This is a genomic window from Mycobacterium hackensackense (genome assembly GCF_025822555.1).
GTDB lineage: Bacteria > Actinomycetota > Actinomycetes > Mycobacteriales > Mycobacteriaceae > Mycobacterium > Mycobacterium fluoranthenivorans.
Map to the genome: position 1 here is coordinate 1509290 of NZ_JACKUC010000030.1, position 26364 is coordinate 1535653.

Annotated in this window: 28 protein-coding genes; 17 read left to right on the forward strand and 11 right to left on the reverse strand. The window is 69.0% G+C overall.

The genetic code is table 11. The features are described from left to right. Positions 1 to 3 precede the first annotated feature (3 nt). Positions 4 to 2457 carry a transglycosylase/D,D-transpeptidase PonA2 gene (gene ponA2, locus H7J86_RS16730; RefSeq protein WP_090364617.1) on the reverse strand — a complete coding sequence of 818 codons (2454 nt, stop codon included), beginning with the start codon at positions 2455 to 2457 and terminating at the stop codon, positions 4 to 6. Between the two features lie 261 nt (positions 2458 to 2718). Here ponA2 and H7J86_RS16735 point away from each other — a divergent pair, with 261 nt between their 5' ends. After that, positions 2719 to 3039: a WhiB family transcriptional regulator gene (locus H7J86_RS16735; protein WP_090364619.1), complete on the forward strand. Its 321-nt coding sequence runs from the start codon at positions 2719 to 2721 to the stop codon at positions 3037 to 3039. 53 nt (positions 3040 to 3092) lie between these two features. Here H7J86_RS16735 and bagB read toward each other — a convergent pair whose 3' ends face one another. Both bagB and bagA read right to left on the reverse strand, forming a co-directional pair. Further along, positions 3093 to 4226: an ArsA family ATPase gene (gene bagB, locus H7J86_RS16740; protein WP_187097202.1), complete on the reverse strand. Its 1134-nt coding sequence runs from the start codon at positions 4224 to 4226 to the stop codon at positions 3093 to 3095. 5 nt (positions 4227 to 4231) lie between these two features. Further along, positions 4232 to 5242, reverse strand: a complete 1011-nt coding sequence (gene bagA / locus H7J86_RS16745) for an ATPase BagA (RefSeq protein ID WP_235633134.1) — start codon at positions 5240 to 5242, stop codon at positions 4232 to 4234. Positions 5243 to 5290: 48 nt separating this feature from the next. Between bagA and sp36 the strand changes: the two genes are divergently transcribed. The 3 genes from sp36 to H7J86_RS16760 are packed head-to-tail and all read left to right on the forward strand — an operon-like array spanning position 5291 to position 6710. Further along, on the forward strand, positions 5291 to 5452 hold the full coding sequence (sp36, locus tag H7J86_RS16750) for a Sp36 family protein (RefSeq protein WP_090364625.1): 162 nt from the start codon (positions 5291 to 5293) through the stop codon (positions 5450 to 5452). Further along, complete coding sequence (locus H7J86_RS16755) at positions 5449 to 5913, forward strand: RidA family protein (RefSeq protein ID WP_167163466.1); 465 nt, start codon at positions 5449 to 5451, stop codon at positions 5911 to 5913. Before sp36 ends, H7J86_RS16755 begins: the two co-directional genes overlap by 4 nt. Then, positions 5910 to 6710, forward strand: coding sequence for an MBL fold metallo-hydrolase (locus H7J86_RS16760; RefSeq protein ID WP_187097200.1), 801 nt, complete (start codon positions 5910 to 5912; stop codon positions 6708 to 6710). The genes H7J86_RS16755 and H7J86_RS16760 overlap by 4 nt, the downstream gene beginning before the upstream one ends. Positions 6711 to 6731: 21 nt before the next feature. On the opposite strand, the gene crp is transcribed toward H7J86_RS16760, so the two are convergent. Together crp and H7J86_RS16770 are read right to left on the reverse strand one after the other, a co-directional pair. Next, on the reverse strand, positions 6732 to 7406 hold the full coding sequence (gene crp / locus H7J86_RS16765) for a cAMP-activated global transcriptional regulator CRP (protein ID WP_019510750.1): 675 nt from the start codon (positions 7404 to 7406) through the stop codon (positions 6732 to 6734). Between the two features lie 102 nt (positions 7407 to 7508). Continuing rightward, entirely contained in the window at positions 7509 to 7751 is a 243-nt protein-coding gene (locus H7J86_RS16770; RefSeq protein ID WP_187097199.1) for a hypothetical protein, read from the reverse strand. Positions 7752 to 7995: 244 nt separating this feature from the next. On the opposite strand from H7J86_RS16770, the gene nth reads away from it, so the two are divergent. From nth to marP, 4 genes are read left to right on the forward strand one after another with little or no spacing between them, the layout of a single operon-like run. Continuing rightward, complete coding sequence (nth, locus tag H7J86_RS16775; protein WP_170847519.1) at positions 7996 to 8676, forward strand: endonuclease III; 681 nt, start codon at positions 7996 to 7998, stop codon at positions 8674 to 8676. Next, a complete protein-coding gene (locus H7J86_RS16780) occupies positions 8673 to 9332 on the forward strand; it encodes a TlpA family protein disulfide reductase (RefSeq protein ID WP_267292197.1) in 660 nt (219 codons plus the stop codon). The genes nth and H7J86_RS16780 overlap by 4 nt, the downstream gene beginning before the upstream one ends. Further along, a complete protein-coding gene (locus tag H7J86_RS16785; RefSeq protein WP_090364634.1) occupies positions 9329 to 10114 on the forward strand; it encodes an NUDIX hydrolase in 786 nt (261 codons plus the stop codon). Before H7J86_RS16780 ends, H7J86_RS16785 begins: the two co-directional genes overlap by 4 nt. Continuing rightward, positions 10114 to 11301, forward strand: a complete 1188-nt coding sequence (gene marP / locus H7J86_RS16790) for an acid resistance serine protease MarP (RefSeq protein ID WP_090364637.1) — start codon at positions 10114 to 10116, stop codon at positions 11299 to 11301. The genes H7J86_RS16785 and marP overlap by 1 nt, the downstream gene beginning before the upstream one ends. On the opposite strand, the gene H7J86_RS16795 is transcribed toward marP, so the two are convergent. Then, positions 11298 to 12260 carry an alpha/beta fold hydrolase gene (locus H7J86_RS16795; protein WP_090364639.1) on the reverse strand — a complete coding sequence of 321 codons (963 nt, stop codon included), beginning with the start codon at positions 12258 to 12260 and terminating at the stop codon, positions 11298 to 11300. The genes marP and H7J86_RS16795 overlap by 4 nt on opposite strands. Further along, entirely contained in the window at positions 12261 to 12761 is a 501-nt protein-coding gene (locus H7J86_RS16800; protein ID WP_090364641.1) for a phage holin family protein, read from the reverse strand. A gap of 88 nt (positions 12762 to 12849) precedes the next feature. Here H7J86_RS16800 and H7J86_RS16805 point away from each other — a divergent pair, with 88 nt between their 5' ends. Continuing rightward, positions 12850 to 13545 (forward strand): S1 family peptidase, encoded by a 696-nt coding sequence (locus tag H7J86_RS16805; protein WP_090364676.1) that lies wholly within the window; start codon positions 12850 to 12852, stop codon positions 13543 to 13545. Between the two features lie 16 nt (positions 13546 to 13561). Here H7J86_RS16805 and acs read toward each other — a convergent pair whose 3' ends face one another. Then, a complete protein-coding gene (gene acs / locus H7J86_RS16810; RefSeq protein WP_267292199.1) occupies positions 13562 to 15523 on the reverse strand; it encodes an acetate--CoA ligase in 1962 nt (653 codons plus the stop codon). A 76-nt stretch (positions 15524 to 15599) separates the two neighbouring features. Between acs and H7J86_RS16815 the strand changes: the two genes are divergently transcribed. Further along, positions 15600 to 16388, forward strand: a complete 789-nt coding sequence (locus tag H7J86_RS16815) for a Fic family protein (protein ID WP_090364645.1) — start codon at positions 15600 to 15602, stop codon at positions 16386 to 16388. Between the two features lie 415 nt (positions 16389 to 16803). Here H7J86_RS16815 and H7J86_RS16820 read toward each other — a convergent pair whose 3' ends face one another. Next, positions 16804 to 17682 (reverse strand): HAD-IB family hydrolase, encoded by an 879-nt coding sequence (locus H7J86_RS16820; protein WP_090364647.1) that lies wholly within the window; start codon positions 17680 to 17682, stop codon positions 16804 to 16806. Between the two features lie 444 nt (positions 17683 to 18126). Between H7J86_RS16820 and ssd the strand changes: the two genes are divergently transcribed. Genes ssd through H7J86_RS16855 form a run of 7 tightly spaced genes read left to right on the forward strand, consistent with a single transcriptional unit; the run spans position 18127 to position 22524 of the window. Beyond that, a complete protein-coding gene (ssd, locus tag H7J86_RS16825; protein WP_090364678.1) occupies positions 18127 to 19161 on the forward strand; it encodes a septum site-determining protein Ssd in 1035 nt (344 codons plus the stop codon). Then, complete coding sequence (locus H7J86_RS16830) at positions 19158 to 20318, forward strand: TadA family conjugal transfer-associated ATPase (protein ID WP_267292201.1); 1161 nt, start codon at positions 19158 to 19160, stop codon at positions 20316 to 20318. Before ssd ends, H7J86_RS16830 begins: the two co-directional genes overlap by 4 nt. After that, positions 20315 to 21094: a type II secretion system F family protein gene (locus tag H7J86_RS16835; RefSeq protein ID WP_187097193.1), complete on the forward strand. Its 780-nt coding sequence runs from the start codon at positions 20315 to 20317 to the stop codon at positions 21092 to 21094. The genes H7J86_RS16830 and H7J86_RS16835 overlap by 4 nt, the downstream gene beginning before the upstream one ends. Further along, the gene (locus tag H7J86_RS16840; RefSeq protein WP_187097192.1) at positions 21091 to 21648 is read left to right on the forward strand and encodes a type II secretion system F family protein; all 558 of its coding nucleotides are present in this window, start codon (positions 21091 to 21093) and stop codon (positions 21646 to 21648) included. The genes H7J86_RS16835 and H7J86_RS16840 overlap by 4 nt, the downstream gene beginning before the upstream one ends. A gap of 27 nt (positions 21649 to 21675) precedes the next feature. After that, entirely contained in the window at positions 21676 to 21879 is a 204-nt protein-coding gene (locus H7J86_RS16845; protein ID WP_187097191.1) for a DUF4244 domain-containing protein, read from the forward strand. A gap of 53 nt (positions 21880 to 21932) precedes the next feature. Then, a complete protein-coding gene (locus H7J86_RS16850) occupies positions 21933 to 22199 on the forward strand; it encodes a TadE family type IV pilus minor pilin (RefSeq protein WP_235633137.1) in 267 nt (88 codons plus the stop codon). A gap of 34 nt (positions 22200 to 22233) precedes the next feature. After that, positions 22234 to 22524, forward strand: coding sequence for an Rv3654c family TadE-like protein (locus tag H7J86_RS16855; RefSeq protein WP_372517283.1), 291 nt, complete (start codon positions 22234 to 22236; stop codon positions 22522 to 22524). Here H7J86_RS16855 and H7J86_RS16860 read toward each other — a convergent pair whose 3' ends face one another. Together H7J86_RS16860 and sftH are read right to left on the reverse strand one after the other, a co-directional pair. Then, the gene (locus H7J86_RS16860) at positions 22525 to 23628 is read right to left on the reverse strand and encodes a PAS domain-containing protein (RefSeq protein ID WP_267292205.1); all 1104 of its coding nucleotides are present in this window, start codon (positions 23626 to 23628) and stop codon (positions 22525 to 22527) included. Positions 23629 to 23915: 287 nt separating this feature from the next. Then, complete coding sequence (sftH, locus tag H7J86_RS16865; RefSeq protein ID WP_267292995.1) at positions 23916 to 26246, reverse strand: DEAD/DEAH box helicase; 2331 nt, start codon at positions 26244 to 26246, stop codon at positions 23916 to 23918. Between the last annotated feature and the right edge of the window lie 118 nt (positions 26247 to 26364).

Genomic DNA, 26364 nt, shown 5'->3' on the forward strand with positions numbered 1-26364 from the left:
TGATCACGGTGGCGGCGGGGCCGGTGGCGGCGGACCGAGCACCGGCACGGTGATCGGCGGCAGTCCCGGGATCTCGATGACCGTGGAACCCACCTGCGGCGGTGGGGCGAGCGGATCCAGGCCCGGAATGCCCGCCGGCGGTGGCGGCGGTGGCGGCGGAATCCCGTTGCTGATCTGGATGGTGATGATCGAACCCGGGATGGTCTGCCCGGACGGCGAGGTCCCCACCACGGTGCCCGCCGAAGACACGCTGTTCACCGGGTTGGCCTGATCGGCGACCTGGAAGCCGGCGTCCTTGAGGAGCTGGCGCGCGGTGTCCTGGCTCATCCCCGCGACGCTGGGCACCTTCGAGCCCGGTCCGCCGTCGACGTACCGCGGATCCGTCGGGGGCAACTGCACGCTGTCCGGGGTGATCGGCTTCATGGCGGTGAACCAGGTGCGGGCCGGCTCGTTACCGCCGAACAGGTTGCCCGATCCGCACTGGCGCAGTGGGAACGAGCACAGGTCGCCGGGAGTGCTGGAATCGTCGTAGATGTAGTTCGCCGCGGCGAAAGCGCTCGTGAAGCCGAGGAACCCGGACGACCGGTGGGCCTCGGTGGTGCCGGTCTTACCCGACATCGGCAGGTTCCAGCCCGCGGCCCCGGCCGAACCGGCGGCGGTGCCGTTGCCCTGGTCGTCATGGCTCATCGCGTTGGCCAGGGTGTTGGCCAGTCCCTCGGGCACGACCTGTTCACAGGTCTCGGTGGTGACCGCGACCTCTTGGCCGGTGCGGTCGAAGACCTTGTCGACCGGGTTCGGCGGGCACCACGTGCCCGAGGAAGCCAGCGTCGCAGCGACATTCGACAGCTCCAGCGCATTCACCTCGACGGGACCCAGGGTGAAGGAGCCCAGGTTCTGCCGCTTGATGAAATCGGCGAGGCTCTCGTTGCTCTCCGGGTCGTAGTCGCGAGCGGTCCCCGGAAGCGCATAGGACCGCAGCCCGAGCTTGACCGCCATGTCCACCGTGCGCTGGACTCCGACCTGGCTGATCAGCTTGGCGAACGCGGTGTTCGGCGAGGTGGCCAGCGCGTCGGTGACGCTCATCTGCCCGCGGTAGTTGCCCGCGTTCTGTACACACCAGGTGGCGGCCGGGCAGCCCTTGGCGCCACCGCTGCCCAGCCCCTTGGCTTCGAAGCGTGCGGGGGCGTCGAGGGTGGCGCTGATACCCATGCCCATATCGAGGGCGGCGGCGGTGGTGAACACCTTGAAGATCGAGCCCGCACCGTCGCCGACGAGCGAGAAGGGTTGGGGCTGCATGGTTTCGCCGGCCTCGGTGTTCAGGCCGTAGGTGCGGTTGCTGGCCATCGCGAGCACCGGGTGGGCGGTCTTGCCCGGCCGGATCACGCTCATCACGCTGGCGACACCGGTGAGATCGGGTGCTGCGATTCCGTCGACCGCCGATTTCACGTTGGCCTGCACGTCGGGATCCAGCGTGGTGCGGATCAGGTAGCCGCCCTTGGCCACCTGCTCCTTGCTGATACCGGCCCGTGCCAGATAGTCCAGGACATAGTCGCAGAAGAACGCGCGGTCGCCGGCGGCGATACACCCGCGGGGCAGCTCGTTGGGTTGCGCCAAGATGCCCAGTGGCTGCTGCTTGGCCGCCCGCAGCGCCTCGGCCTCCTGGGGGATGTTGTCGATCATGGTGTCCAGCACGAGATTTCGCCGGGCCAGCGCGCCGTCGGGGTTGGTGTACGGGTTCAGTGCGCTGGTCGACTGGACCATGCCGGCCAGCAGGGCGGCCTGCTGCCAGTTCAGCTCCGAGGCGTTGATGCCGAAATAGGTCTGGGCCGCGTCCTGGATTCCGAAGGCGCCGTTACCGAATGACACCAGGTTGAGATAGCGGGTCAGGATCTCCGGTTTGGTGAACGTCTTGTCCAAGGTCAACGCCATTCGGATCTCGCGCAGCTTGCGAGCCGGCGTGGTCTCGATCGCGGCGCGCTTCTCGGCGTCGGTCTGGGCGATCACCAGAAGCTGGTAGTTCTTCACGTACTGCTGTTCGAGGGTGGAACCGCCGCGGGTGTCCATATCGCCGGAGGCGTACCCGGCAAGCCCGGTGAGCGTGCCTTTCCAGTCCACACCGTTGTGTTCGGCGAACCGCTTGTCCTCGATGGAGACGATGGCCAGCTTCATGGTGTTGGCGATCTGCTCGCTGGGCACCTCGAACCGGCGCTGGCTGTACAGCCATGCGATGGGGTTGCCGCGGGCATCGGTCATCGTCGAGACCGCGGGGACCTCACCCTCGACCAGCTGCGCCGATCCGTTGGCCACGACGTCGGACGCGCGGTTGGACATCAGGCCGAAGCCGCCCACCACGGGAAACATCAAACCGGCGACGATCACACTGGCCAACAAGCAGCACCATGCGAGCTTGATGAGCGTCACCGCAACGGGTGGGCGCACGGTGTGCTGCTCTGCCATGGGTAACAGACTAACCAGACGTTTCTGAGGTGGCCTGCGAGCGGTGCGTTTGTACGTGGGACGGCCCGACTGCACGCCCGTCCCAAAAAATCGTGATCTGACTGTTGCGTAAAACCCCTCTGACCACCTAGCTTGGACACACAATGCGATTCAGGTAACACTATTGGACGCAATGTGGCGTAGATCGCACCCGCGGTCTGGTCCGTCGAAGCGAAAGGGTTGCTGGTGTCAGTTTCGTCGACTGCAATACGCAAATCAGGCATGGGCCAGCAACCCGACGTTGCCACGCCCTGCGCAGAGGCCGAAGCACGCATCGCGTGGGTCTCCCAGGCTCGCTGCCGGCAGGCCGATCCGGATGAACTGTTCGTCCGCGGAGCGGCCCAACGCAAGGCCGCCGTGATCTGCAGGCACTGCCCCGTCATCGCCGAATGTGGCGCGGACGCCCTGGACAACCGCGTCGAGTTCGGGGTGTGGGGCGGGATGACCGAGCGTCAACGCCGCGCCTTGCTCAAACAGCACCCCGAGGTGGTGTCCTGGGCCGAGTTCTTCGCCGCCCAGCGCAAGCACCGCAGCGCCGTCTAGACCCTCTGTTCCAGCACCGCGTACCCCACGATTCGTGGGGTACACGCCTTTTCTCAGGCGGTTTCGGCGACACCCGTGAGTTGATCGCCTATCGCCCGCAGCGCCTCCAGGTCGGACACGTCGAACGGTAGCGAAGGCACCCCCACGATGGCGACATGCGGGTTGGCGCCGGTGAACCGGCCCAGTAGCCGCACCTCGCGCTTGGCGGTCGCCGCGCGGGCCGCGTGAATCCTCAGCACCGCCGAGGTCAACCCGCCGGGCTCCTGCGCGTCCAGCTCGTCGGCGGCGGCAGCAGCCATCTCCCCGGCCAGATTGCTCAAGGTCGGATGGGTCCGGTTCAGGATCAGGCCGGCCAGCGGCATGCGTTCCTGGGAGAGCCGGTCGACGAAGAACGAAGCCTCACGCAGCGCGTCCGGTTCGGCCGCCGACACCACGACGAATTGGGTGCCCCGGCGCTTGAGCAGTTCGTAGGTCTTGTCGGCCTTCTGCCGGAACCCGTCGAAGGTGGCGTCCAGGGCCTGGACGAAACTGGCCGCATCGGCGAGCATCTGCGAGCCGAGCACGGTGGACAGTGCCTTCATCGCCAGGCCGACGGCGCCGGTGACGAGCTTGCCGATACCGCGGCCCGGGGCCAGCAGCAACCGCCAGAGCCGGCTGTCCATGAAGCTGCCGAGGCGTTTGGGGGCGTCCAGGAAGTCCAGGGCGTTCCGCGACGGCGGGGTGTCGACCACGATGAGGTCCCACTTGTCCTCGGCCAGCAGCTGCCCGAGTTTCTCCATGGCCATGTACTCCTGCGTGCCGGCCAGTGATGTCGCGACGGTTTGGTAGAACTGGTTCTCCAGGATGGCCTCCGCGCGGGTGGCGTCGGAGGAGTACTGCAGCACCATCTCGTCGAAGGTGCGGCGCATATCGAGCATCATGGCGTGTAGCTCACCGGTGACCTCGGGCGCCAGCGGCACCCGCTGCGGGGTGTTGCCCAGGCTTTCGATGCCGAGTGCCTGCGCCAGGCGCTTGGCCGGGTCGATGGTCAGCACCACGACGGTGCGGCCGTATTCGGCGGCGCGCAGCGCCATCGCCGCGGCGGTGGTCGTCTTGCCGACACCGCCTGCGCCACAACACACGACGACGCGGTTGGACTTGTCGGTCAGGATCGCGCCCAGATCGAGCGCGGGAGGCGTGGTGCTCATGGGTGCTATCTCACTCCCTGCTGGGCGAGCGCCTCGGCCAGCTCGTACAGACTGCCCAAGTCGACGCCGTCGGCGATGGCGGGCAGGTCCAGGCGGGCCACGTCGAGTTCCGCCAGTTGCTCGGCGCTTTCCGCGCGGGCGGCGATCCGGGTGGCATGCTGGATGGATTCGGTGAGTAGACCCGCGAAGTCATTGTCCGACAAGGTGATTCCAACCTTGGCGAGGCCGGCACGGACCGCGTCGGCGTCGATGTCGCCCTCGGCGGCCTTGCTCAGCGCGTCGGCGGGCAGATAGGTCGGGATGTTGCGGTTGACGATCACGCTGCCGATCGGCAGGTCCAGGGCCCGCAGCTCGTCGATCGCCTCCAGGGTCTCCTGGATGGGCAGCGCCTCCAGCAGCGTCACCAGATGGATGGCGGTCAGCTGCGAGTGCAGGATCTTCACCACGCCGTCGGCCTGCGAGTGCACCGGCCCGCCCTTGGCGAGTTCCGAGACCGCCTTGGTGACATCCAGGAACCGGGCGATCCGGCCGGTCGGCGGCGCGTCGACGACGATCGCGTCGTAGCTGTCGGACTTCCCTTTTTCGTTGCGCACCACGATCTCTTTGATCTTGCCGGTGAGCAGCACATCGCGAAGTCCGGGCGCGATGGTGGTGGCGAACTCGACGGCGCCGATCCGGCGCATCGCCCGGCCCGCGATGCCCAGGTTGTAGAACATGTCGAGGTATTCCAGGAACGCGGCCTCGGTGTCGATGGCCAGCGCGTTGACCTGGCCGCCTCCGTCGGCGGTCGCGATCTTCACCTCTTTGTAGGGCAGCGGTGGCACATCGAAGAGCTGGGCGATGCCCTGGCGTCCCTCGACCTCCACCAGCAGCACCTTGCGTCCACCCGTCGCCAAGGCCAATGCGAGCGCGGCGGCGATCGTCGACTTACCGGTACCGCCTTTGCCCGATACGAAGTGCAGGCGGGCCTCGGTCAGGCGCGTCGGCCAGCCGACCGGGTTGGGTGCAGGGTCCACCAGTGCATGCTAGCTGTGAACATCCGTGCTCCGGATAAGCTCTCCAGCATGAGCGAACCGACCCGGTGGGAGTACGCCACCGTCCCGTTGCTGACACACGCCACCAAGCAGATCCTCGATCAGTGGGGCGCCGACGGGTGGGAACTGGTGTCGGTGCTGACCGGCCCCACCGGTGAACAGCACGTCGCCTACCTCAAGCGGCCCAAGTGAGCCATCTGCAGAGGCTGACCGAACTGGGCATCGAGCTGCCGCCGGTGGTCGCCCCGCTGGCGGCCTACGTGCCCGCAACCCGCACCGGGAACCTGGTCTACACCGCCGGGCAGCTGCCGATCGCCGATGGTGAACTACTGGCCACCGGCAAGGTCGGCGCCGAGGTCACCCCGGAGCAGGCCAAGGAGCTGGCCCGGATCAGCGGCCTCAACGCACTGGCCGCGGTGCACGCACTCGTCGGTATCGACGCGGTGGTGAAAGTGGTCAAGGTGGTCGGATTCGTGGCTTCCGCACCGGGTTTCGCGGGCCAGCCGGGCGTCATCAACGGGGCCTCGGAACTGTTCGGCGAGGTGTTCGGCGACGCCGGCGTGCACGCCCGCTCCGCGGTCGGGGTGTCCGAGCTGCCGCGAAATGCACCGGTCGAGGTGGAGATTATCGTCGAGGTATCGAGCCAGGCGTGACGCATCCGGCGTACGGCGTGCTGCGGCCGGTGACCGAACTGGCCTCGGTACTGCTGTGCGAGAACCCGGGCATCATGACGCTCGACGGCACCAACACCTGGGTGCTGCGCGGCCCGGGCAGTGCCGAGATGGTGATCGTCGATCCCGGCCCCGACGATGCCGAGCACATCGGCCGGCTGGCCGACCTCGGGCCGATCCCGTTGGTGCTGATCAGTCACAAACATGAGGACCACACCGGGGGTATCGACGCCATCGTCGAGCGCACCGGTGCCGTGGTGCGCTCCGTCGGCAGCGGTTTCCAGCGCGGCCTGGGCGGCCCACTCACCGACGGTGAGGAGATCGACGCCGCCGGGGTCCGGATCAAGGTGATGGCGACGCCGGGGCACACCGCGGACTCGTTGTCGTTCCTCGTCGGTACCCGGGGCGAGCGCAGCGGCGGGGGATTCGATGCCGTGCTGACCGCCGACACGGTGTTGGGCCGCGGCACCACCGTCATCGACACCGAGGACGGCAGCCTCGCCGACTATCTGGAATCGCTGCGCCGGCTGCACGGCCTGGGCCGGCGCCGGGTGCTGCCCGGCCACGGTCCCGAGCTCGATGATCTCGAGGCGGTCAGTGCGGCGTACCTCGCGCACCGCGAGGACCGGCTGAACCAGGTACGCGGGGCGTTGCGGATCCTCGGTGAGGACGCCTCCGCACGTCAGATCGTCGAACACGTGTACACCGATGTCGACCAGAAGCTGTGGGACGCAGCCGAGAAATCAACCCAGGCGCAGCTGGACTACCTGCGAGGCTGACGCTCGCCTGCCCGGGGCGCGCTACCGTGCTCGGCGCGCCAGCCGTTCGGAGTCGCTGATCAGCACGCTCTTGCCCTCCAGGCGGATCCACCCGCGATGGGCGAAATCGGCGAGCGCCTTGTTGACCGTCTCGCGGGAGGCGCCGACCAGCTGGGCGATCTCCTCCTGGGTCAGGTCGTGGGTGACGCGCAGCGCGCCACCCTCCTGGGTGCCGAAACGCTGGGCCAGCTGCAACAGCTGCTTGGCCACCCGGCCCGGCACGTCGGTGAAGATCAGGTCGGCGAGGTTGTTGTTGGTGCGACGCAGACGACGGGCCAGCACACGCAGCAGTTGCTCGGCGATCTCGGGGCGGTCGGCGATCCAGGCGCGGAGCGCCTCGCGGTCCATCGACACCGCGCGCACCTCGGTGATGGTGGTGGCGCTGGAGGTACGCGGACCGGGGTCGAAGATCGAGAGCTCACCGAACATGTCCGACGGGCCCATGATGGTGAGCAGGTTCTCGCGACCATCGGGAGATCGGCGGCCGATCTTCACCTTGCCGGACGTGATGATGTACAGGCGGTCGCCGGGCTCACCCTCGGCGAACACGGTGTGTCCCCGCGGGAAGTCGACGGGCTGCAGCTGCTTGGTCAGCGCCGCCACCGCGGTGGGTTCGACTCCTTGGAAGATTCCGGCCCTGGCCAGGATCTCGTCCACGTTGCCCCTCTTAAGCTAATTGTTGATATGACACGCGCAGACCAACCGCTGGCTGGTGAGCGAATTCAGTCTAGATGCTGGCCAGTTCGCGACGTGCCAACGCTACACACGATTGGGCTGGCGAGTCGCCGGAAATTGCGGATTCAGTCCGGCCGATGCGTGGATCCGGGTCGGCAGCACCGCCGTGTGCTGCATCGCCGGTCGCGGGGCCGGCGCCCGGTCCAGCAAATTGTCTGCGGCCGCGGCGGGTTCGGTGTCGATGCGCAACCCGGCTTCCAACCGGTCCAGACCGAAGGTTGCCAGCATCAGCAACCCCGGCACGAACGCCACCAGCAACCACGACACGAATGATGAGTAAACACGGCCAAGGTCTCAGCCAGATCACGGTTTGCCACCGGTAGGCACAGCACTACCGGCCTTTGTTTCCCGTCGCTGCGCTCGCGCCGGGCTGTTGTTCCCCGTCGCTCCGCTCGCCCTGGGCTCGCACGTCAGTACGCTGATTCGGGTGACAGTCCGCACCGGCCGGAGTAAATCGGCCACCCAATGGGATGCCGAGACCCACCTCGGCCTGGTTCGCCGGGCCCGCCGGATGAACCGCACCCTGGCGACGGCGTTCCCTCATGTCTACTGCGAACTGGATTTCACCAATCCGCTCGAACTGACGGTCGCCACCATCCTGTCGGCCCAGTGCACCGACAAACGGGTCAACCTGACCACCCCGGCGCTGTTCGCCAAGTACCGCACGGCGCTGGACTACGCCCAGGCCGACCGCGCCGAGCTGGAGGAGCTGATCCGGCCCACCGGCTTCTACCGAAACAAGGCCAACGCGCTGATCAGCCTCGGCCAGGAGTTGGAAGCCCGGTTCGACGGCGAGGTGCCCGGCAATCTGGCAGACCTCGTCACCCTGCCCGGGGTGGGTCGCAAGACCGCCAACGTGGTGCTGGGCAACGCCTTCGGAATTCCCGGGATCACCGTCGACACCCACTTCGGGAGACTGGTCCGCCGCTGGCGCTGGACCGCCGAGGAGGACCCGGTCAAGGTGGAGCACATCGTCGGCGAGCTCATCGAACGCCGGGAATGGACGTTGTTGAGCCATCGCGTGATCTTCCACGGCCGCCGCGTCTGCCACGCCCGTCGCCCGGCGTGCGGGGTGTGCGTCCTGGCCAAGGACTGCCCGTCGTTCGGTGCCGGCCCCACGGATCCGGTCACGGCGGCAGCGCTGGTCAAGGGCCCCGAGACCGAGCATCTGCTGGCGCTCGCCGGGCTGTGAGCAGGTCTGCGCGCTGGACCGCGGTGGTGCTGATCGTCTTCGTGGCGCTGGCCGTCGCGCTGTGGCGGGAGATCGGGACGGATCGGACCGCGGCGCCGGGCTCAACCGAGGAGGCACCCACCGCCCGCGATCACCGCGACGCGGACACCCCCGCGGCCCTGCAGGGCCCGCGGGCAGCGGCTGGGCTGCCACCGTGCCCGGGGCCCGGTCCCAACCCCCAGCCGGGACCGCCCGCTCTGCGCGGGATCACCCTGGAATGCGCCGGTGACGGCGAACTCGTCGACCTCGCGCCGGCGTTGGCCGGGCGCCCGGTGCTGCTGAACCTGTGGGCCTACTGGTGTGGACCGTGCACCGACGAACTGCCGGCGATGGCCGAATACCAGCGCCGGATGGGAACCGCGGTGAGCGTCGTGACCGTGCACCAGGATGAGAACGAGTCGGCCGGCCTGATGCGGATGGCCGAACTCGGCGTGCACCTGCCGATGCTGCAGGACGGCCGCAGGCTAGTAGCCGCCGCGCTGAAGGTGCCCAACGTCATGCCTGCCACCGTCGTGCTGCGCGCGGACGGTAGCGTGGCCGAAATCCTGCCCCGGCCGTTCGCCCACGCCGACGACATCGCCGCGGCGGTGAATCCATCGATAGGAGTGCCGGGATGAGCACGCTCGATGCCGGCCAGAACACCGGCGTGACACCGGCGGCCACACCCGAGTGGCTGCGCGCGCTGGTGGACAACGTCGGCCGGGTGCCCGACGCGTATCGGAGCCGGGTACCCGCCGACGTACTCGCCGCGATCGCGGACGCCAACACCTCGGCGACCCGCTCCGGCACCAAACGCGATGCGGCGGTGCTGGTGTTGTTCTCCGGACCGCAGGACGCACCGGCCGGCGGGCTGCCCGACGACGCCGACCTGCTGGTCACCGTCCGGGCGTCCACGCTGCGCAACCATTCCGGCCAGGCCGCTTTCCCGGGTGGGGCAGCCGACCCGGGGGACGGCGGCCCGGTGGGCACCGCCCTGCGCGAGGCCAGGGAGGAGACCGGCGTGGACACCGCCAGGCTGACACCGCTGGCGACGCTGGACCGGATGTTCATCCCGCCCTCGGGGTTCCACGTGGTGCCGGTGCTGGCGTACTCGCCGGACCCCGGCCCCGTCGAGGTCGTCGACCCCGCGGAGACGGCCATCGTGGCGCGGGTGCCGGTGCGCGCCTTCATCAATCCGGAGAATCGGCTGATGGTCTACCGGCAGCAGAACACCAGCCGTTTCGCCGGCCCGGCGTTCCTGCTCAACCAGATGCTGGTGTGGGGATTCACCGGTCAGGTGATCTCGGCGCTGCTGGATGTCGCGGGCTGGGCCCAGCCGTGGAACACCGGCGACGTGCGCGAACTCGACGAGGCAATGGCGCTGGTTGGGCGGGCCAGCCAGTACGGTGTAGAGCAATAATGACCTCGTCTCAATGGCTTGACCTCGTCATCCTCGCCTTCGCCGTCGTCGCTGCGCTGTCGGGTCTGCGCTCCGGTGCACTCGGCTCGTTGCTGTCACTGGTCGGCGTCGTTCTCGGTGCCGTCGCCGGGGTACTGCTGGCCCCGCACATCGTCAGTCATATCGATGGGGCGCGCACGCGGCTGTTCGCGACGCTGTTCCTGATCCTGGCGCTGGTGGTGATCGGTGAGATCGCCGGTGTGGTGCTCGGCCGCGCGGTGCGCGGCGCCATCCGCAACCGACTGCTGCGCGGTGTCGATTCGCTCGTCGGTGCGGGTCTGCAGCTGGTCGCGGTGCTGTTGGCCGCCTGGCTGCTGGCCGCCCCGCTGACCTCGTCGAGCCAGCCCGGCCTGAGCGCGGCGGTCCGCGGCTCGCGCGTGCTCACCGAGGTCAACGCGCTCGCGCCGGAGTGGATGCGCAAGGTGCCGACCCGGCTGGCCGGCTTGCTGGACACCTCCGGTCTGCCCGATCTGCTGCCGCCCTTCGGGCGCACCCCGATCGTCGCGGTGGACGCACCGGACGGCGCCTTGGTCGACACCCCCAACGTCGCTGCCGCGCGCGCCAGCGTGGTCAAGATCCGCGGCGTCGCACCCAGCTGCCAGAAGGTGCTGGAGGGCAGCGGTTTCGTCATCGCCCCGAACCGGGTGATGTCCAACGCGCACGTGGTGGCCGGTGCCGAGACCGTCACCGTAGAGGTGGACGGCAAGTCCTATGACGCCACCGTCGTCTCCTACGACCCCGACGAGGACATCTCGATTCTCGCGGTGCCGGACCTGCCCGCGCCGCCGCTGCTGTTCCACGACGCCGAGGCCAAACCGGCGACCGATGCCGTCGTGATGGGATATCCCGGTGGCGGCGAATTCACGGCGACCCCGGCGCGTATCCGCGAGACCATCGAGCTCAACGGGCCCGACATCTACCACACCACCACGGTGAACCGGACCGTCTACACGATCAGAGGGACCGTCAAACAAGGCAATTCGGGCGGCCCGATGATCGACACCGACGGCAAGGTGCTCGGGGTCGTGTTCGGCGCGGCCGTCGACGATGCCGATACCGGATTCGTGCTCACCGCCGAGGAAGTGCTGCAGCAGCGCCTCAAGGTCGGTAACACCGCGCCGGTGCCGACCGGCAAGTGCATTTCCTAGCGCGGATACACCTGGGCCAGGAATCGTGTCAGCTGCGCGTTGACGGCCTCCGGGGATTCCTCGTGGGCGAAGTGCCCGGCGCCGTCGATGGAGACGAAATGCCCGTGCGGCGCGAACTGGCGGGTGCGGTGCACCGGATCGGTGAGCACATAGGGATCGGCGTCACCGCGCAGGTGCAGGACGGGAATCGCCAGCGGCCGTTTCATCGAGCGCATGAACCGGCGGCCCTCGGCGCGTAACTGGCTGCGGACCGCCCAGCGCTGATACTCCAGTGCGCAATGGGTGGCCCCGGGGATCCGGGCGGCCGTGCGCACATGCGCGATGGTCTCGGCGAAGTCCTCGGAGACCTGCCATTTCGCGCTCGCCCGGGTGCGGACCAGGTGTTCCAGCTCGGCCGCGCCGTTGCGGGTGAGTTCGCGCTCGGGCCAGAACGGCACCTGGTAGCGCAACATCGACGGCAGCAGCGCCCTGCCCTGGTCGCGCCGGGTCAGGGCGGAGGCCCGCAACGCCACCGGATGCGGTGAGCTGACCAGTCCGATGGCCGTCACCGCGCGCGGGTGCAGCACCGAGGTGGCCCAGCACACCAGACCCCCGTCGGCATGTCCGATCAGCGTCGCGCTGCGATGCCCCAGCGCGCGCACCAGGCCGGCCGTGTCACCGGCCAGGGTCCAGCCGTCATACCCGCGCGGGGGTTTGTCGCTGCCGCCGTAGCCGCGCAGATCGACCGCCACCACCCGCGCCCCGGTTCCGGCGCTCAGGCCCCGCAGTTGGTGACGCCACGACCACCAGAACGAACCGAAGCCGTGCAGCAGGATGACCAGCGGGCGGTCAGGATTGTCGGCCTGGTCGTCCTGTGAACGCTCGGCCTCCACCACATGGAAGCGGATGCCGTTCGCGTGGACCTGAAGATGACGCCACGGGCCGTCGATGTAGACCACCGACGGATCGGGCGGGTGCATTTACCAGCCCGACGGGTCGGTCGGAGTCGGGCGCGCCACGTCGGGGGTCTTGTCGTGGCCCGGGGTCAGCGCGGCCGGGATCTCCCTGACGGTTTCGATCGTCTGCTGGGGCCCACGGATCCGGCGCACCTTCAGATAGCCGAACAACGCCAGCGCACCGGTCGTCAGCACCATGAGCACGAAGACGATCAGGAAGGCGACCCACCGCCAGATCCATTCGTCGAGCAGCTCGGCCAGGAAGAAGAAAAAGAAGAACGTCGAGTAGAACAGCACCACCAGCGCGGCGATGAAGAAGATGCTGCCGGTGAGGCCCTTCTTCACGTCGCGGGTGATCTCGGCCTTGGCCAGTTCCACCTCGGCGCGGACCAGGGTCGACACCTGTGCGGTGGCGTCCTTGACCAGGTCGCCGATCGACGGGTCGACCTTCGGGGCATGCGGGTCAACGAGGGGGATGGATGCGACCGTGGTCGGCACGCCGTTCTTGCTTTGCCCTGTCGTCATGGGGCTATGGTGCCATGTCGCGTCACATCCATCGATCCAGCCCGACGATAGAATGGGTGCCGGTCGTCGGGGCCATGTCGAATTGAGGATGCTTGTGAGACACCGCTGGCATGCGGCGGTTGCGGCGGCTGTGACAGCCCTTGCGACGATCGTGACCGCGCCGATGGCCCACGCCGCCGGCCCGGTCGATCTAGGCGGCGGATCCGGCATCGTGATCGAGGGGGACACCTTCTGCACGCTGACCGCGATCGGTAACGACGCCTCCGGCAAGCTCATCGGATTCACCTCCGCGCACTGCGGCGGCCCCGGCGCGAAGGTCGGCTCGGAAGCCGCGCCCGACGCCGGGGTGCTGGGCACCATGGTCGCGGGCAACGACGGACTGGATTACGCGGTGATCGAGTTCGACCCGCAGAAGGTGCGTCCCGTCGACACCGTCAACGGATTCCGCATCGACGGTATCGGGCCCGATCCGGGGTTCGGTGATGTCGCGTGCAAGCTCGGGCGCACCACCGGCTACTCCTGTGGGGTCACCTGGGGCCCGGGCAAGGATCCGGGCACCATCCTCAATCAGGTGTGCGGACAACCCGGCGACTCCGGCGCACCCGTCACCGTGAACAACCGGCTGGTCGGCATGATCCACGGTGCCTTCACCGAGGACCTGCCGACCTGCATCGTGAAATACGTGCCGTTGCACACCCCGGCGGTGACCGTGTCGATGAACGCCGTGCTGGGCGATATCGCGGCAAAGAACCGCCCGGGGACGGGATTCGTTCCCGTCCCCTGAGCCGATTCCCCGTCGGTTACTTGCTCGCGCGGATGGCCTCGAAGACGCTGGGGTCCACCAGGGTTGAGGTGTCGCCGAGCTCGCGGCCCTCGGCCACATCGCGCAGCAGCCGTCGCATGATCTTGCCGCTGCGGGTCTTGGGCAGCTCGGGCACGACGTGGATCTCGCGCGGTTTGGCGATCGGTGAGATCTCGATGGCCACCTGGGCGCGCAGTTCCTCGACCATGCCCTCGGTGCCGCCGTGTGCGCTGGCCTTGAGGATGACGAACGCGCAGATCGCCTGGCCGGTGGTGTCATCGGAGGCGCCGACGACGGCGGCCTCGGCCACCCCGGAGTGCCCGACGAGTGCGGATTCGACCTCGGCGGTGGAGATCCGGTGTCCGGAAATGTTCATCACGTCGTCGATGCGGCCCAGCACCCAGATGTTGCCGTCCGAGTCGTAGCGTGCGCCGTCACCGGCGAAATACCAGCCCTGTTCGGCGAAGCGAGACCAATAGGTGTCCTTGAAACGCTCCGGGTCACCCCAGATCCCGCGCAGCATCGCCGGCCACGGTTGATCGAGCACCAGGTAGCCGGTGACGTGCTCGGCTTCGTCGGCACCGGGCACCAGTTCGTTGCCGTCATCGTCGACGATCTTGGCCGAGATACCGGGCAGCGGGGTCATTGCGGAGCCGGGTTTGGTGGCCGTCACACCGGGCAGCGGGGAGATCATGATCGCGCCGGTCTCGGTCTGCCACCAGGTGTCCACGATGGGGGCCTTGCCCGCGCCGATGTACTCGCGGTACCAGCGCCAGGCCTCGGGGTTGATCGGCTCGCCCACCGAGCCGAGCAGCCGCAGGCTGGACAGATCGTGGGCGGCGGGGATCTGGTGGCCCAGCTTCATGAAGGTGCGGATGAGCGTCGGTGCCGTGTAATAGATGGTGACACCGTACTTTTCGATGATCTCGAAATGCCGGTGCTCGGTCGGCGAGGTCGGTGTGCCCTCGTAGACCACCTGGGTGGCGCCGTTGGCCAGCGGGCCGTAGGTGATGTAGGTGTGCCCGGTGACCCAGCCGATATCGGCGGTGCACCAGTACACGTCGGTCTCGGGTTTGAGGTCGAACACGTTGTAGTGGGTGTAGGCCGCCTGGGTGAGGTAACCACCCGAGGTGTGCACGATGCCCTTGGGCTTGCCGGTGGTCCCGGAGGTGTACAGCAGGAACAGCGGCTGCTCGGAGTCGAAGGCTTCCGGGGCGTGCTCCGGTGAGGCCTGCTCGACGGTGTCGTGCCACCACCGGTCGCGGCCGTCGGTCCAGTTCACGTCTATCCCGGTGCGGCGCACCACCAGCACGTGCTGCACCGACGGCTGATCCGCCACTGCTTCGTCGACGGCATCCTTGAGCGACGCCGCCTTGCCGCGGCGGTACTGCCCGTCGGTGGTGATCACCAGCTTGGCCGCGGCGTCCTCGATCCGGGCCGCCAGCGCGGTCGCCGAGAACCCGGCGAAGACCACGCTGTGCATCGCGCCCAACCGCGCACACGCCAGCATCGCCACGATCGCCTCGGGCACCATCGGCATATAGATGGCGACCCGGTCCCCGGCCACCACCCCCAACTCGGTCAGCGCGTTGGCCGCCTTGCAGACGTCATCCTTGAGCTGGGCGTAGGTGATATCGCGGGAATCGCCGACGGGCTCGCCCTCCCAGTGGATCGCCACCCGCTCGCCGTTGCCGGCCTCGACGTGGCGGTCCACACAGTTGTAGGCGACGTTGAGCTTGCCGCCGACGAACCACTTCGCGAACGGCGCCTGCGACCAGTCCAGCACCTCGGTGAACGGCGTCGCCCAGCTCAAGCGGTTGGCCTGGGTGGCCCAGAACCCCAACCGGTCGGCCGCGGCGTCGTCGTACAACTGACCCGTGGCATTGGCATTCGCCACGAAATCGGCGGGCGGCGGGTAGACGGACGGAACGTCGGCATGCGTCAGCGGCGGTGTGGTCATGGGTGTGAGCGTAGTCACCGAACGTTGCACAAGTGTTGGAGCGTCACAGCGTGCTGCGGGCGGCGGGGCCGCTGCGATGAACGGTCGGGGAATCGGCGCCCAACGGTCGGCTAGCGTGCTCGTTGTGACCGACCCACTTGCACCACTGGCCGACCTCGAAGGGGTGACGGCTGCCGGCGAAGAGGCCCGGGAGGCGCTGGGCCGGGCGCACCGGCACCGAACCAACCTGCGGGGCTGGCCGGCGACCGCGGCCGAGGCGTCACTGCGGGCGGCGCGGGCCTCGTCGGTGCTCGACGGCGGCGCGCTGAGCCTGGACGAGTCGGGTGACCCCGATGCGGTGCTCGCGGGTGCACTGCGGGTGGCCGAAGTCCTGGAGGGCGGAGCCGGCGCGCTGATCGGGGTGTGGAAACGGGCCCCGCTGCAGGCGCTGGCCCGGCTGCACGCCCTGGCGGCCGCGGATCTGGTCGGGGATGACCGACTCGGCCGCCCGCGGCCGGACCCCGAGGTGGGCCCGCGCCTGGAGTTGCTCGCCGATCTGGTGACGGGCGGCACCAAGGTTCCGGCGTTCGTGCTGGCGGCGGTGGCACACGGGGAGCTGCTGACCCTGGCGCCGTTCGGGGTGGCCGACGGTGTGGTGGCGCGCGCGGTGTCGCGGTTGATCACCATGGCCAGCGGGCTGGATCCGCACGGACTGGGCGTGCCGGAGATGTTCTGGATGAAACAGTCCGGCAATTACCGCGCGGCCGCGCGCGGATTCGCCTCGGGAACGCCGAACGGGCTGGGCGCCTGGCTGGTGCTGAGCAGTCAGGCACTGCATGCCGGTGCGCGAGAAGCGCTTTCGATCGCCGAGGCGGCGAAGAAGTAGGGACATACGAAGCGGGCGACGTTCCGGTATCGGACCTGCATCCGATTCGGCTCGCCGCCCGCTAGCACGGACTCCGGTTACCAAGCGTGCTCTGGTGGCTGCGTGGGTGGCCTCGGCGTTCTTCCGTTGCGCTCTGTCTGCGATCCCACCCAAGGGATCGTCGATGTCAGCCGCTTTCGCAATTCCGCAGGCCCGCAACACTTTTACCTCTATCGCGGTATGTGCTCCGCGTGGGTGCCGGGATCCGTGCTGGGAAGTTCGGTTCGGGAGATCACACCTTCTCTTCCGGTGTGGCCTTGGCCTTACCGCTCCTCCGTGACTCCTTTGTACTCCGTGACCGCGATCACATCAAGGGCCAATTGATGCCGATTCCGGATCGTTACGCGACTCGGTGTCACTACGACCGGGTGTCGTACTACCGGCCTTGAAATACGAACCGGCGCAACAACGAATACGTCAGCGCCCCGCCTGCCAGGGCGCTGAGGCTCACCGCGAACGTCGTCGCGACTGCCGCACCGGAGGGGGCGGGCAGTCGGTCCCGCAGGGATACCGGCCGGCTGAAGGCCAGGACGGGCCAGTCCCGCGAGGTCGCCTCCTTGCGCAATGCGCGGTCGGGATTGACCACCGACGGATGGCCGACCGCTTCCAGCATCGGCAGGTCGGTGACCGAATCGGAGTACGCGTAGCAGTGCTCGAGTGCGTACCCCTCGCGCGCGGCGAGCTCCCGGATCGCGTCCACTTTGCCCTCGCCGTAGCAGTAGAACGCGACCTCGCCGGTGTACTTGCCGTCCTCGACGACCATCCGGGTGGCCATGGCATGGGTGGCGCCCAGGGCGCGGGCGATGGGCGCGACGATCTCCTCGCCCGAGGCGGAGACCACGACGACGTCACGTCCGCACAGTTTGTGGTCGGCGATCAGGTTCGCGGCTTCGTCGAATACCAGCGGATCGACGATCTCGTGCAGGGTCTCACCCACCACCGAGCGCACTTGCTCGACATCCCAGCCGGTGCACATTTCGGTCAGGTACGTGCGCATCCGATCCATCTGCTCGTGGTCGGCACCCGACATCAGGAAGAGGAACTGCGCATAGGTGGACTTGAGGACCGCACGGCGATTCAGTAGTCCTTGATCGAAGAATGGTTTGCTGAACGCCAGCGTGCTGGACTTTGCTATCACGGTCTTGTCGAGATCGAAGAATGCCGCCGTGCGGACAGGTTGCCCGGATTCGGCGCGGCCATCTGCGGCGGCGGGCGCGTCAGGGGTCCCGTCGGATACCGTCACGACGCCCAGCATAGGCCCGTGCCAGGGGAGGCTTCTCCCATAGCTGGGAAAGTGGCAGCTCACACGCGGTATCGCTAACCGCTGGTTTTTCCGTTCCCGGACGCATTCTCTGGCAAGCGCAACTTGCGCCGCGAGACACGCTCGTGTGTATAGTGAGCATTACCCGGCTTATGTCGGGTGTGGATCAGCCCGACCCCCCGGGGCTGATACACGACGACCTCCGCCTCCTCCCCCCCTGGCGGGGGTCGTCCCTTTTCTGGGGGTTTTTCTTTCGGCCCGTAGGGGCAATCTCATCCTCCCGGCGTTGCGGAATGTCATTCTCAGTGTCGAGTTCCGGCCGGATTCATCCACAGTTGCCGATTCATCCACAGATGTTCAACCGCCCTCTGGCGTGTGGTCGCCATCTGTTCGCACAGTGAGTGGGTGACCATTTCCGGGACGGCTTCGGTGCTGGCGATGCTCGGTGACCGGCCGATGCGCGATGACGTAGACCGGGTGGCCGCCGCGGCCGGTGTCCGGGTGGTGCATGCCGGTGAACCGTCCAGTCGAGCGGTGTGGGCCGGTGCGCCGGTGGTGCTCCTCGACCGCGGTGCCGCCGCGCGGTGTGTGGCGCACGGACTGCCGCGCCGCGACCGGGTGCTGCTGCTGTCGCCCGCCCTGACCAGTGAGGACTGGGAATCCGCGGTCGCTGTGGGTGCGGAACGGGTGTTGCACCTGCCTGGACAGGACGGGGAGCTGGTGGCCACGCTGTCGGCAGCGCCGGACGGCCGCGGTGCGGGTCCGCGGCGTGGTCCGGTGGTGGCGGTGCTGGGCGGAACCGGTGGCGCGGGCGCCTCGCTGCTGACGGTCGCGATCGCGCAGGCGGCGGCCGAGTCACTGCTGATCGACGCCGATCCGTGGGGCGGCGGCCTGGATCTGGCGTTGGGTAACGAGGGGGAGCCGGGGCTGCGCTGGCCCGATCTCCGTCTGAGCGAGGGCCGGCTCGGCTATGACGCCCTGCGCGACGTGCTGCCGACCCACCGCGGGGTCACCGTGCTGTCGGGCGGGCGGATGGGCACCGAGATCAGGCCCGGCCCGCTCGCGGCGGTCATCGATGCGGGCCGGCGCGCCGGGGTGACCGTGGTGTGCGACGTGCCCCGGCAGCCCGGCCCGGCCACCGAAACCGCGATGCGTGCCGCCGACCTGGTCGTCCTGATCACCCCCGCCGACGTGCGATCCACGGCTGCGGCCGCCGTGACGGGTGGGTGGGCAGGTGCCATCAATCCCAATGTCGGCCTGGTGGTTCGCGGCCCGGCTCCGGGTGGATTACGGGCCGACGATGTGGCGCGGACGGTGGGCCTGCCGCTGCTGGTGTCGATGCGCCCGCAGCCGGGCCTGGACGGTTCGATGGAGCGCGGTGGACTGCGGGTCCGGGCCCGATCGCCGCTGGCGACAGCGGCCGGCCGGATTCTCGCCCTGCTGCGGCAGCAGCCGGTGGCGGTGCCGGGATGACGGCGTCGTTGATCGAGCGGGTCCGCGAAAGGCTGGCCGTCGAGGACATTCCGTTGCGGCCGGCGGTCGTCGCCGCGGCCATCCGCGCGGAATCGGGCGGTCTGCTCGGCGACACCGATGTGCTTGCCACCATGCGGGTGCTGCAGACCGAACTGACGGGCGCGGGCCTCCTGGACCCGCTGCTGCGCCTGCCCGGTACCACCGATGTCCTCGTCACGGCGCCGGATGCGGTCTGGGTGGATGGCGGAAATGGCTTGTACCGCAGCGAAATACGCTTCGCCGACGAAGAGGCGGTGCGGCGGCTCGCGCAGCGGCTGGCCCTCGCCGCGGGTCGCCGGCTCGATGAGAACCAGCCGTGGGTGGACGGCCAGCTGACGTGTCTGGGGTCCGACCCGGTGCGGTTGCACGCGGTGCTCCCGCCGGTCGCCGCCGGCGGGACGTGTCTGTCGCTGCGCGTGCTGCGCCCTGTCGACCAGGACCTCGATGCGCTGATCGCCACCGGGGCCATCGCCGAACCCGCGGCCCGGTTGCTCGACCAGATCCTGCGGGCGCGCCTGGCCTTTCTGATCTCCGGCGGCACGGGTGCGGGGAAAACCACGCTGTTGGCGGCGCTGCTGGGTGCGGTCGACGCGGGGGAGCGGATCGTCTGTGTCGAGGACGCCGCGGAGCTCGCGCCCCGGCACCCGCATCTGGTCAAGCTGGTGGCCCGGGGCGCCAACGTCGAAGGTGTGGGCGTGGTGACGGTACGCGACCTGGTCCGGCAGGCCCTGCGGATGCGTCCCGACCGGATCGTGGTCGGTGAGGTGCGCGGGGACGAGGTCGTCGATCTGCTGGCCGCGCTCAACACCGGTCATGACGGGGGAGCGGGCACGGTGCACGCCAACAGCCCCGCGGAGGTGCCGGCCCGGCTGGAAGCACTGGCAGGTTCGGGCGGGCTGAGTCGGGCGGCGCTGCACAGCCAGCTCGCGGCCGCGGTCCAGGTGGTGCTGCACGTGCGCCGAGACGCGACCGCCGGCCGCAGGCTCGTCGAGATCGCGGTGCTGGAGCGCGGCACCGACGGATGTGTGCGCGCCGCGACGGTATGGCATGCCGACGACGGATTCGGTTCTGGTGCAGCGGTATTGGACAAGTTCATCGCCGACAGGAGCGGCCGATGATCACCGCCGCGCTGCTGCTGGCCGCCGCCCTGCTCATCACGCCACCGGTGGCGCGGATGCGGCTGGGCGTGGCGGGACGCCGGATCGCCGGCCACCTCCCGCCGTGGGCGGGTGTGGTGGCCGGTGTCGCGGTGGCTGCGCTCGTGCTGCCGTTGGGGACCGTGGTGGCCGGCGGGCTGATCGGCGCGACGGTGCTCGCGCGTCGTCATCGGGCCCGTCGCCGCGCGCGAATGCGGTCGGAAGCGGCGGCATTGCGCGACGCCCTCGACGTCCTGGTGGGTGAGTTGCGGGTGGGCGCGCACCCCGTGGTGGCCTTCGGCGTCGCCGCCGGGGAAGTCGACGGACCGGTGGCGCAGGCGTTGCGCGGGGTGGCGGCCCGCGGGCAGCTCGGCGCCGACGTGGCCGCCGGTCTACGGGTGGCCGGCCGGACATCTGCGCTACCCGCACACTGGGAACGCCTGGCGGCGTGCTGGCAGCTCGCGCAGACCCATGGCCTGGCCATCGCCACGCTGATGCGGGCCGCCCAGCGCGACATCGTCGAGCGCGAACGATTCTCGGCCAAACTCGATGCCGGTCTGGCCGGTGCGCGCGCCACGGCCACGATTCTGGCGGCGCTGCCGGTGCTCGGTATCGCGCTCGGCCAGCTCATCGGTGCCGACTCGCTGCAGTTCCTGGTATCCGGCGGAACCGGTGGCTGGTTGCTGGTCATCGGCGTGGCCCTGTGCTGCCTCGGGTTGTGGTGGTCGGACCGGATCGCCTCGGGAGCCCTGGAATGACCTGGTCCGCTTTGCTTCTGGCTGCCGCGCTGCTCATCGGTACCGGACCCGTCCGGTCCGGGATCCGGCCCGCGGAGCCGACACCGGTGCGTCCGGCCTCGGATCCGCTGGCCGCGGCCTCGTGTTTCGACATCCTGTCCGCCTGTCTGGGCGCAGGCATGGCCACCCCGGCGGCGGCCGCGGCGGCAGCCGCCCTGGCCCCCGCGGAGCTCGCCGAACGGCTCACTCGTGCAGCGCGGTTGCTCGCGCTGGGCGCGGACCCGGGCAGCGCCTGGGCGCAGGCCGAATCCGCCTCCGACCCACATGGCGGGTCGCTGGCCCGGATGGCCAGGCGCTCCGCCGAATCGGGGGCGGCGCTGGCTCAGGGGGCTGCCGAACTGGCCGATCAGGTGCGCAGCGAGGCCGGTGCCGCGGCAGAAGCCGCCGCCGGACGGGCTTCGGTGCTCATCGCCGGACCGCTGGGTCTGTGCTTCCTTCCGGCGTTCGTCTGCCTGGGCGTGGTTCCGGTGGTCGCCGGTCTGGCGGGCGACGTGCTGGGGTCGGGCCTGCTGTGAAGATCACGTCCATCGAGGGGAGAAGCAATGGTAAAGAACATGATTCGGTCATTTCAGGCGAGAATGACGGTGATCGCCACCGACGAGTCCGGCATGTCCACCGTCGAGTACGCGATCGGCACGATCGCCGCCGCGGCCTTCGGGGCCATTCTCTACTCGGTGGTGACCGGCGATTCCATCGTCACCGCGCTGTCCAACATCATCACCCGGGCGCTCAACACCAATGTCTGAGCGCCGATGACGGGGCGGTCACGGTCGAGGCCGCGTTCGCGGTCGCCACACTGGTGGCGGTTCTGGTCTTCTGTGCGGCCGGCCTCACCGCGCTGGGCATGCAGGTGCGCTGCGTCGACGCGGCGCGGGAGGCGGCCCGACTGGCCGCGCGTGGCGCCGACGGGACCGCGGCCGCCGAACGGGTCGGCCCCAGCGGCGCGGTGGTGGCGCTGCGGCGCGACGGTGCGTTCGTCGTCGCCCGGGTCAGTGCGAAATCGCCACTGCTACCCGGTATCACCGTCGCCGCGGAAGCGGTGGCCGCCGTCGAACCCGGTCAGTGACGACCGCGGTTCGGCGACGCTGATCGGCGCGGCCATGGTGGGTGTGCTGGTCGCGGTCACCATGGGAATGGCGGTGGTGGGCGCGGTGGTCATCGCCCGGCACCGGGCGCAGGCGGCAGCCGATCTCGCCGCCCACGCCGCGGCCACCGCACTGCCATCTGGCCGGCACGTCGCCTGCGCCCGGGCGACGTCGGTGGCCTCCGCGATGGGGACGGCACTGTCGGATTGTGTCATCGACGGACTGGACGCGGTGGTCACCGTCGACGCGGCCACCGGGGTGCGGCAGTGGCGAGCCCGCGCGCAGGCCCGCGCGGGCCCGGTGTGATCAGTCGTGCGGATCGGCCGATTTGCCCAGCCGCAACAGCGTTTTCAGGGAGGGCCGGGAGCTGGGCTCGGCGGGCTCGGCCACCATCGCGCCCTGCTGGGCGGCCGCGAGCTCCTCATCGGTCGGCAGCCGCAACGCCAGCAGTGCGGCGATGGTGTTCTCGTCGATTTCGACGCGGGTGGCCGTCACGTGGATCGGGGTGTAGCCACCGTCGTGGGACCGCAGCCCCAGCACGCGGGAAGTCGGGCCGACCGCGAATTCCTGTGCCATCGACAGGATCTGGTGTTCGTCTGCGGGATCGAGGATGGGGACGTCCACCTCGGTGGCGCGCCAGTCGTAGAACGGGCACGGCTCATCCAGCCACTTCAGCAGGCGCCAGCTGTTGAGGTCCACCAGGGCTCGGTGCACGCCCGGCGTCGCCAGCCCGTCGAGGATGCGCTGGGCCAGATCGTCGGGTCGCGGCACCGGTTCTTCACGCTCGGCGCGCCAGTTCATCGACCGGCAGATCAGCCGCTCGGTGCCGTCGTCCTGGGGTTCACGCGCAGCCCGGGCCACGAAGCCGACGGCGATGGGCGCACCCCGGTAATCGGTGACATTCCAGGTGCTGCACATGACATTGCCCGGTTTGGCGCGGATCACCATCGACAGCACACTGGATTCGTCGGCGTTGAGTGCGTGCGCGGGCAGGTCCTCGGCAAACGCGCGACCGTGCGTCGCCTCCCGGGACGCGTCGCGGCCACTGATGGTCAGTGATTCGGGCGTATCGGTTGCCACACCGGAATCCAGATCCCATTTGAGTGGCCCGATCAACGGGCGTTCCGGCGCCTCGATATCCGGCGGCCCGATCCACAACTGCACACCGTGGATCACCCCGTCGGACATACGCACCACATCGGTGCGTATCACGCGGTCGTGTTTGGAGGTGATGCTCGTCAGTGGCTGTCCGCCGCGGACGGTTTCGCCGATCGCCGACTGAATGGCCATCAGGTGCGGATTCCGTCGCAGAAACGTCGTGATGGGCACGAGGTTCTTGGTGCGCGGCCCCTGGGCGACCACTGCCGGCTCGTCTCCGAGCGTCTCCACGAGCAGCCAGTCGTGGTCCATGGACACGAGTTTAGCTGGCGGTGGGCAGCCCGCTGGTAATTTGCGGTAGCAACGAAATCCATCGTATGAGGCTGGTCTGCACCGGTGATCCGGTGTCGGAGCGATGTCGCTGCGCCCCGGGCCGGGTTGCGGGTGCCCAGGTCTCGGGGTATTTTACGTCGGCGCCGGGTTTCGCCGGGTTGAAAACGGATCGCGTCGTCCGACCGTTTATCGCAGTGTTCATGTGCTCGGCATGCCGGCATCGGTGCGTCGGGACGAGCAAATCACGATTCTCGAGGGGTGAGTCGTCACTGCTCGTGGCGAGCCAGTATGCCGAGCACCATGCGCAGCACCGTGATCGCGCCGGACTTGTCCAACGGATCATTTCCGTTGCCGCACTTGGGCGACTGCACACACGACGGACATCCGGACGGGCATTCGCACGCCTCGATGGCCGCCGCGGTGGCGCCCCACCAGGTGCTGAACTGGCGGAACCCCCGGTCGGCGAACCCCGCACCACCCGGATATCCGTCGTAGACGAAGATCGTCGGCAACCCGTCCTCCGGCCCGGATGCGGTCGACACCCCGCCGATGTCACCGCGGTCGCAGCTGGCGACCAGTGGCAACAACCCGATGGCCGCATGCTCCGCGGCGTGCAACGAGCCGGGCACCTGCAGCATGTCTATACCGTTGGCGGCCAACAACTCCGGTGTCAGTGTGCACATCACCGCGACGGTGTCCAGCGTGCGTGACGGCATGTCGAGTTCGACGAAGTCAATGACCTCGCCGTCGACCCGGCGACGCAGGTACCCGGTCACCGTATTGGTCACCGATACCGGAACCAGCCCAAGTGTGATGGGCCCGAATGTATTTCGTTCACCGGGGCCGGTGACGCTGATATCGGTGACCTCGCGGGCCGAGGTGGTGTAGCCAGGGTCCTCGGCGTGTACGAAGGCGATCCCGTCGTCGAAATCGAGCGAATCGACCAGATAGCTCTCACCCTGATGCAGATAGACGGCGCCGGGGTGGACCGCGGCCGGGGCCTGACCGGTGCCGGTGGTGCCGAGCATGCGCCCGGTGCCGTCCTCGAGGATCGCGATCTGCCCGCCCGTCCCGCCGCGGATGTCGACGGCGTGATGCGGGTCGACACCGGGGGTGGGGAAGTACCCGCCCGCCCTGCGTCGCAACAGGCCGTCGTCGACCAGTTCGGCGGCGACGGCCTCGGCGCTCCAGGCCCGCACCTCGGCGTCGGACAGCGGCAGTTCGGTGGCCGCACACAGCAGCTGCGGACCCAGCACGTACGGATTGGCCGGGTCGATCACCACTCGTTCGATCGGTTTGTCCAGCAGCGCCGCGGGATGGTTCACCAGATAGGTGTCCAGCGGGTCGTCCCTGGCGATGAGCACGATCAGCGCGCTCTGTCCCCGTCTGCCCGAACGTCCGGCCTGCTGCCAGAACGAGGCGACGGTACCGGGGAAGCCGGCCAGCACCACGGCGTCCAGTCCGGCGATGTCGACGCCGAGTTCGAGTGCGTTGGTGGTCGCCAGTCCGCGCAGATCCCCTTCGGAGAGCGCGTGTTCCAGCTCCCGGCGGTCCTCGGCCAGATAACCGGCCCGGTATGAGGCGACCTGACCGGCGATCTGCGGTGCCACCTCCTCCAACCGGGCCCGCGCCCCGAGCGCGGTGAGTTCGGCACCCCGCCGGGACCGCACGAAGGTGAGGGTGCGCGCCCCCTCGGCCATCAGATCTGCCATCACGCGGGCGGCCTCGGCACCCGCTGAGCGCCGCACCGGGGCGCCGTTCTCGCCGACGAGATCGCCCAGCAGGGCCGGCTCCCACAGCGCGACGGTGCGCCCACCCTGCGGCGATCCGTCCTCGGTCACCGCGGCGACGGTCTGGCCTATCAGCTCGGCGGCGGTCTCCCCGGGCAGCGCCGTCGTCGCGCTGGCGAAGATGACGGTGGGCGTGCCCGAGTACCGCTCGCACAGCCGCAACAGGCGGCGCAACACCATCGCCACGTTCGACCCGAAGATGCCGCGGTAGTAATGGCACTCGTCGACGACGATGTAGGTGAGGTTGCGCAGGAACACCGCCCAGCGGGCGTGGTTGCGCAGCAGCGACAGATGGATCATGTCGGGGTTGGAGAAGATCCACCGTGACCGCTCCCGTGCGAACCGGCGGGCCTCGGTGCTGGCATCGCCGTCGTAGGCGCTCGGTGCGATATCGCGCAGGTTCGCGACCGCCAGGGTGAGGGTTTGCGCGCTGCGCAACTGATCGTGGCCGAGTGCCTTGGTCGGGGAGAGATACAGCGCCCTGGCCCGTGGATCGGCGGACATCGCGGTGAGGATCGGCAGTTGGTAGGCCAGCGACTTACCCGACGCGGTGCCGGTCGAGAGCACCACGTGGCGACCCTGATGTGCCAGCTCAGCGGCGGCAAGCTGGTGCGACCACAAGCCGGTGATCCCGCGGTCGGCGTAGGCCGCCACGACAGCGTCAGGAGCCCACTGTGGCCACGGCCGCCGCTGCGCGCGGCGGGGTGCCAGATCGGTGACGTGCCGCAGCGGATGTTCGCCGGCCGGCGTGCCGTCGATCGCGCGGGCCAGCAGTTCGCGCCCGAACTGCGACCCCGATTCGGCCACCGAACCGCTCACCTGCTTCCTTTCTCAAATTCCGGGAGGATTCCCGGGATGTGTCCCCAGGTGAATTGTTAACTACCGGATCGTGCCGACACTGTCGCAGACGCCCCGAACATGATTG

What these genes read in the sequence shown, in the direction of transcription:
- H7J86_RS16785 (WP_090364634.1), top strand. Translation starts at nt 9,329, where the DNA reads ATGAGCACGCTCGATGCCGGCCAGAACACCGGCGTGACACCGGCGGCC.
- ponA2 (WP_090364617.1), bottom strand. Translation starts at nt 2,457, where the DNA reads ATGGCAGAGCAGCACACCGTGCGCCCACCCGTTGCGGTGACGCTCATC.
- H7J86_RS16860 (WP_267292205.1), bottom strand. Translation starts at nt 23,628, where the DNA reads ATGGACCACGACTGGCTGCTCGTGGAGACGCTCGGAGACGAGCCGGCA.
- nth (WP_170847519.1), top strand. Translation starts at nt 7,996, where the DNA reads ATGAACCGCACCCTGGCGACGGCGTTCCCTCATGTCTACTGCGAACTG.
- H7J86_RS16800 (WP_090364641.1), bottom strand. Translation starts at nt 12,761, where the DNA reads ATGACGACAGGGCAAAGCAAGAACGGCGTGCCGACCACGGTCGCATCC.
- H7J86_RS16735 (WP_090364619.1), top strand. Translation starts at nt 2,719, where the DNA reads ATGGGCCAGCAACCCGACGTTGCCACGCCCTGCGCAGAGGCCGAAGCA.
- H7J86_RS16805 (WP_090364676.1), top strand. Translation starts at nt 12,850, where the DNA reads ATGCTTGTGAGACACCGCTGGCATGCGGCGGTTGCGGCGGCTGTGACA.
- sp36 (WP_090364625.1), top strand. Translation starts at nt 5,291, where the DNA reads ATGAGCGAACCGACCCGGTGGGAGTACGCCACCGTCCCGTTGCTGACA.
- H7J86_RS16820 (WP_090364647.1), bottom strand. Translation starts at nt 17,682, where the DNA reads ATGCTGGGCGTCGTGACGGTATCCGACGGGACCCCTGACGCGCCCGCC.
- ssd (WP_090364678.1), top strand. Translation starts at nt 18,127, where the DNA reads ATGCTCGGTGACCGGCCGATGCGCGATGACGTAGACCGGGTGGCCGCC.
- marP (WP_090364637.1), top strand. Translation starts at nt 10,114, where the DNA reads ATGACCTCGTCTCAATGGCTTGACCTCGTCATCCTCGCCTTCGCCGTC.
- H7J86_RS16835 (WP_187097193.1), top strand. Translation starts at nt 20,315, where the DNA reads ATGATCACCGCCGCGCTGCTGCTGGCCGCCGCCCTGCTCATCACGCCA.
- H7J86_RS16830 (WP_267292201.1), top strand. Translation starts at nt 19,158, where the DNA reads ATGACGGCGTCGTTGATCGAGCGGGTCCGCGAAAGGCTGGCCGTCGAG.
- H7J86_RS16815 (WP_090364645.1), top strand. Translation starts at nt 15,600, where the DNA reads ATGAACGGTCGGGGAATCGGCGCCCAACGGTCGGCTAGCGTGCTCGTT.
- H7J86_RS16795 (WP_090364639.1), bottom strand. Translation starts at nt 12,260, where the DNA reads ATGCACCCGCCCGATCCGTCGGTGGTCTACATCGACGGCCCGTGGCGT.
- acs (WP_267292199.1), bottom strand. Translation starts at nt 15,523, where the DNA reads ATGACCACACCGCCGCTGACGCATGCCGACGTTCCGTCCGTCTACCCG.
- bagB (WP_187097202.1), bottom strand. Translation starts at nt 4,226, where the DNA reads ATGAGCACCACGCCTCCCGCGCTCGATCTGGGCGCGATCCTGACCGAC.
- H7J86_RS16855 (WP_372517283.1), top strand. Translation starts at nt 22,234, where the DNA reads ATGGTGGGTGTGCTGGTCGCGGTCACCATGGGAATGGCGGTGGTGGGC.
- H7J86_RS16840 (WP_187097192.1), top strand. Translation starts at nt 21,091, where the DNA reads ATGACCTGGTCCGCTTTGCTTCTGGCTGCCGCGCTGCTCATCGGTACC.
- H7J86_RS16845 (WP_187097191.1), top strand. Translation starts at nt 21,676, where the DNA reads ATGGTAAAGAACATGATTCGGTCATTTCAGGCGAGAATGACGGTGATC.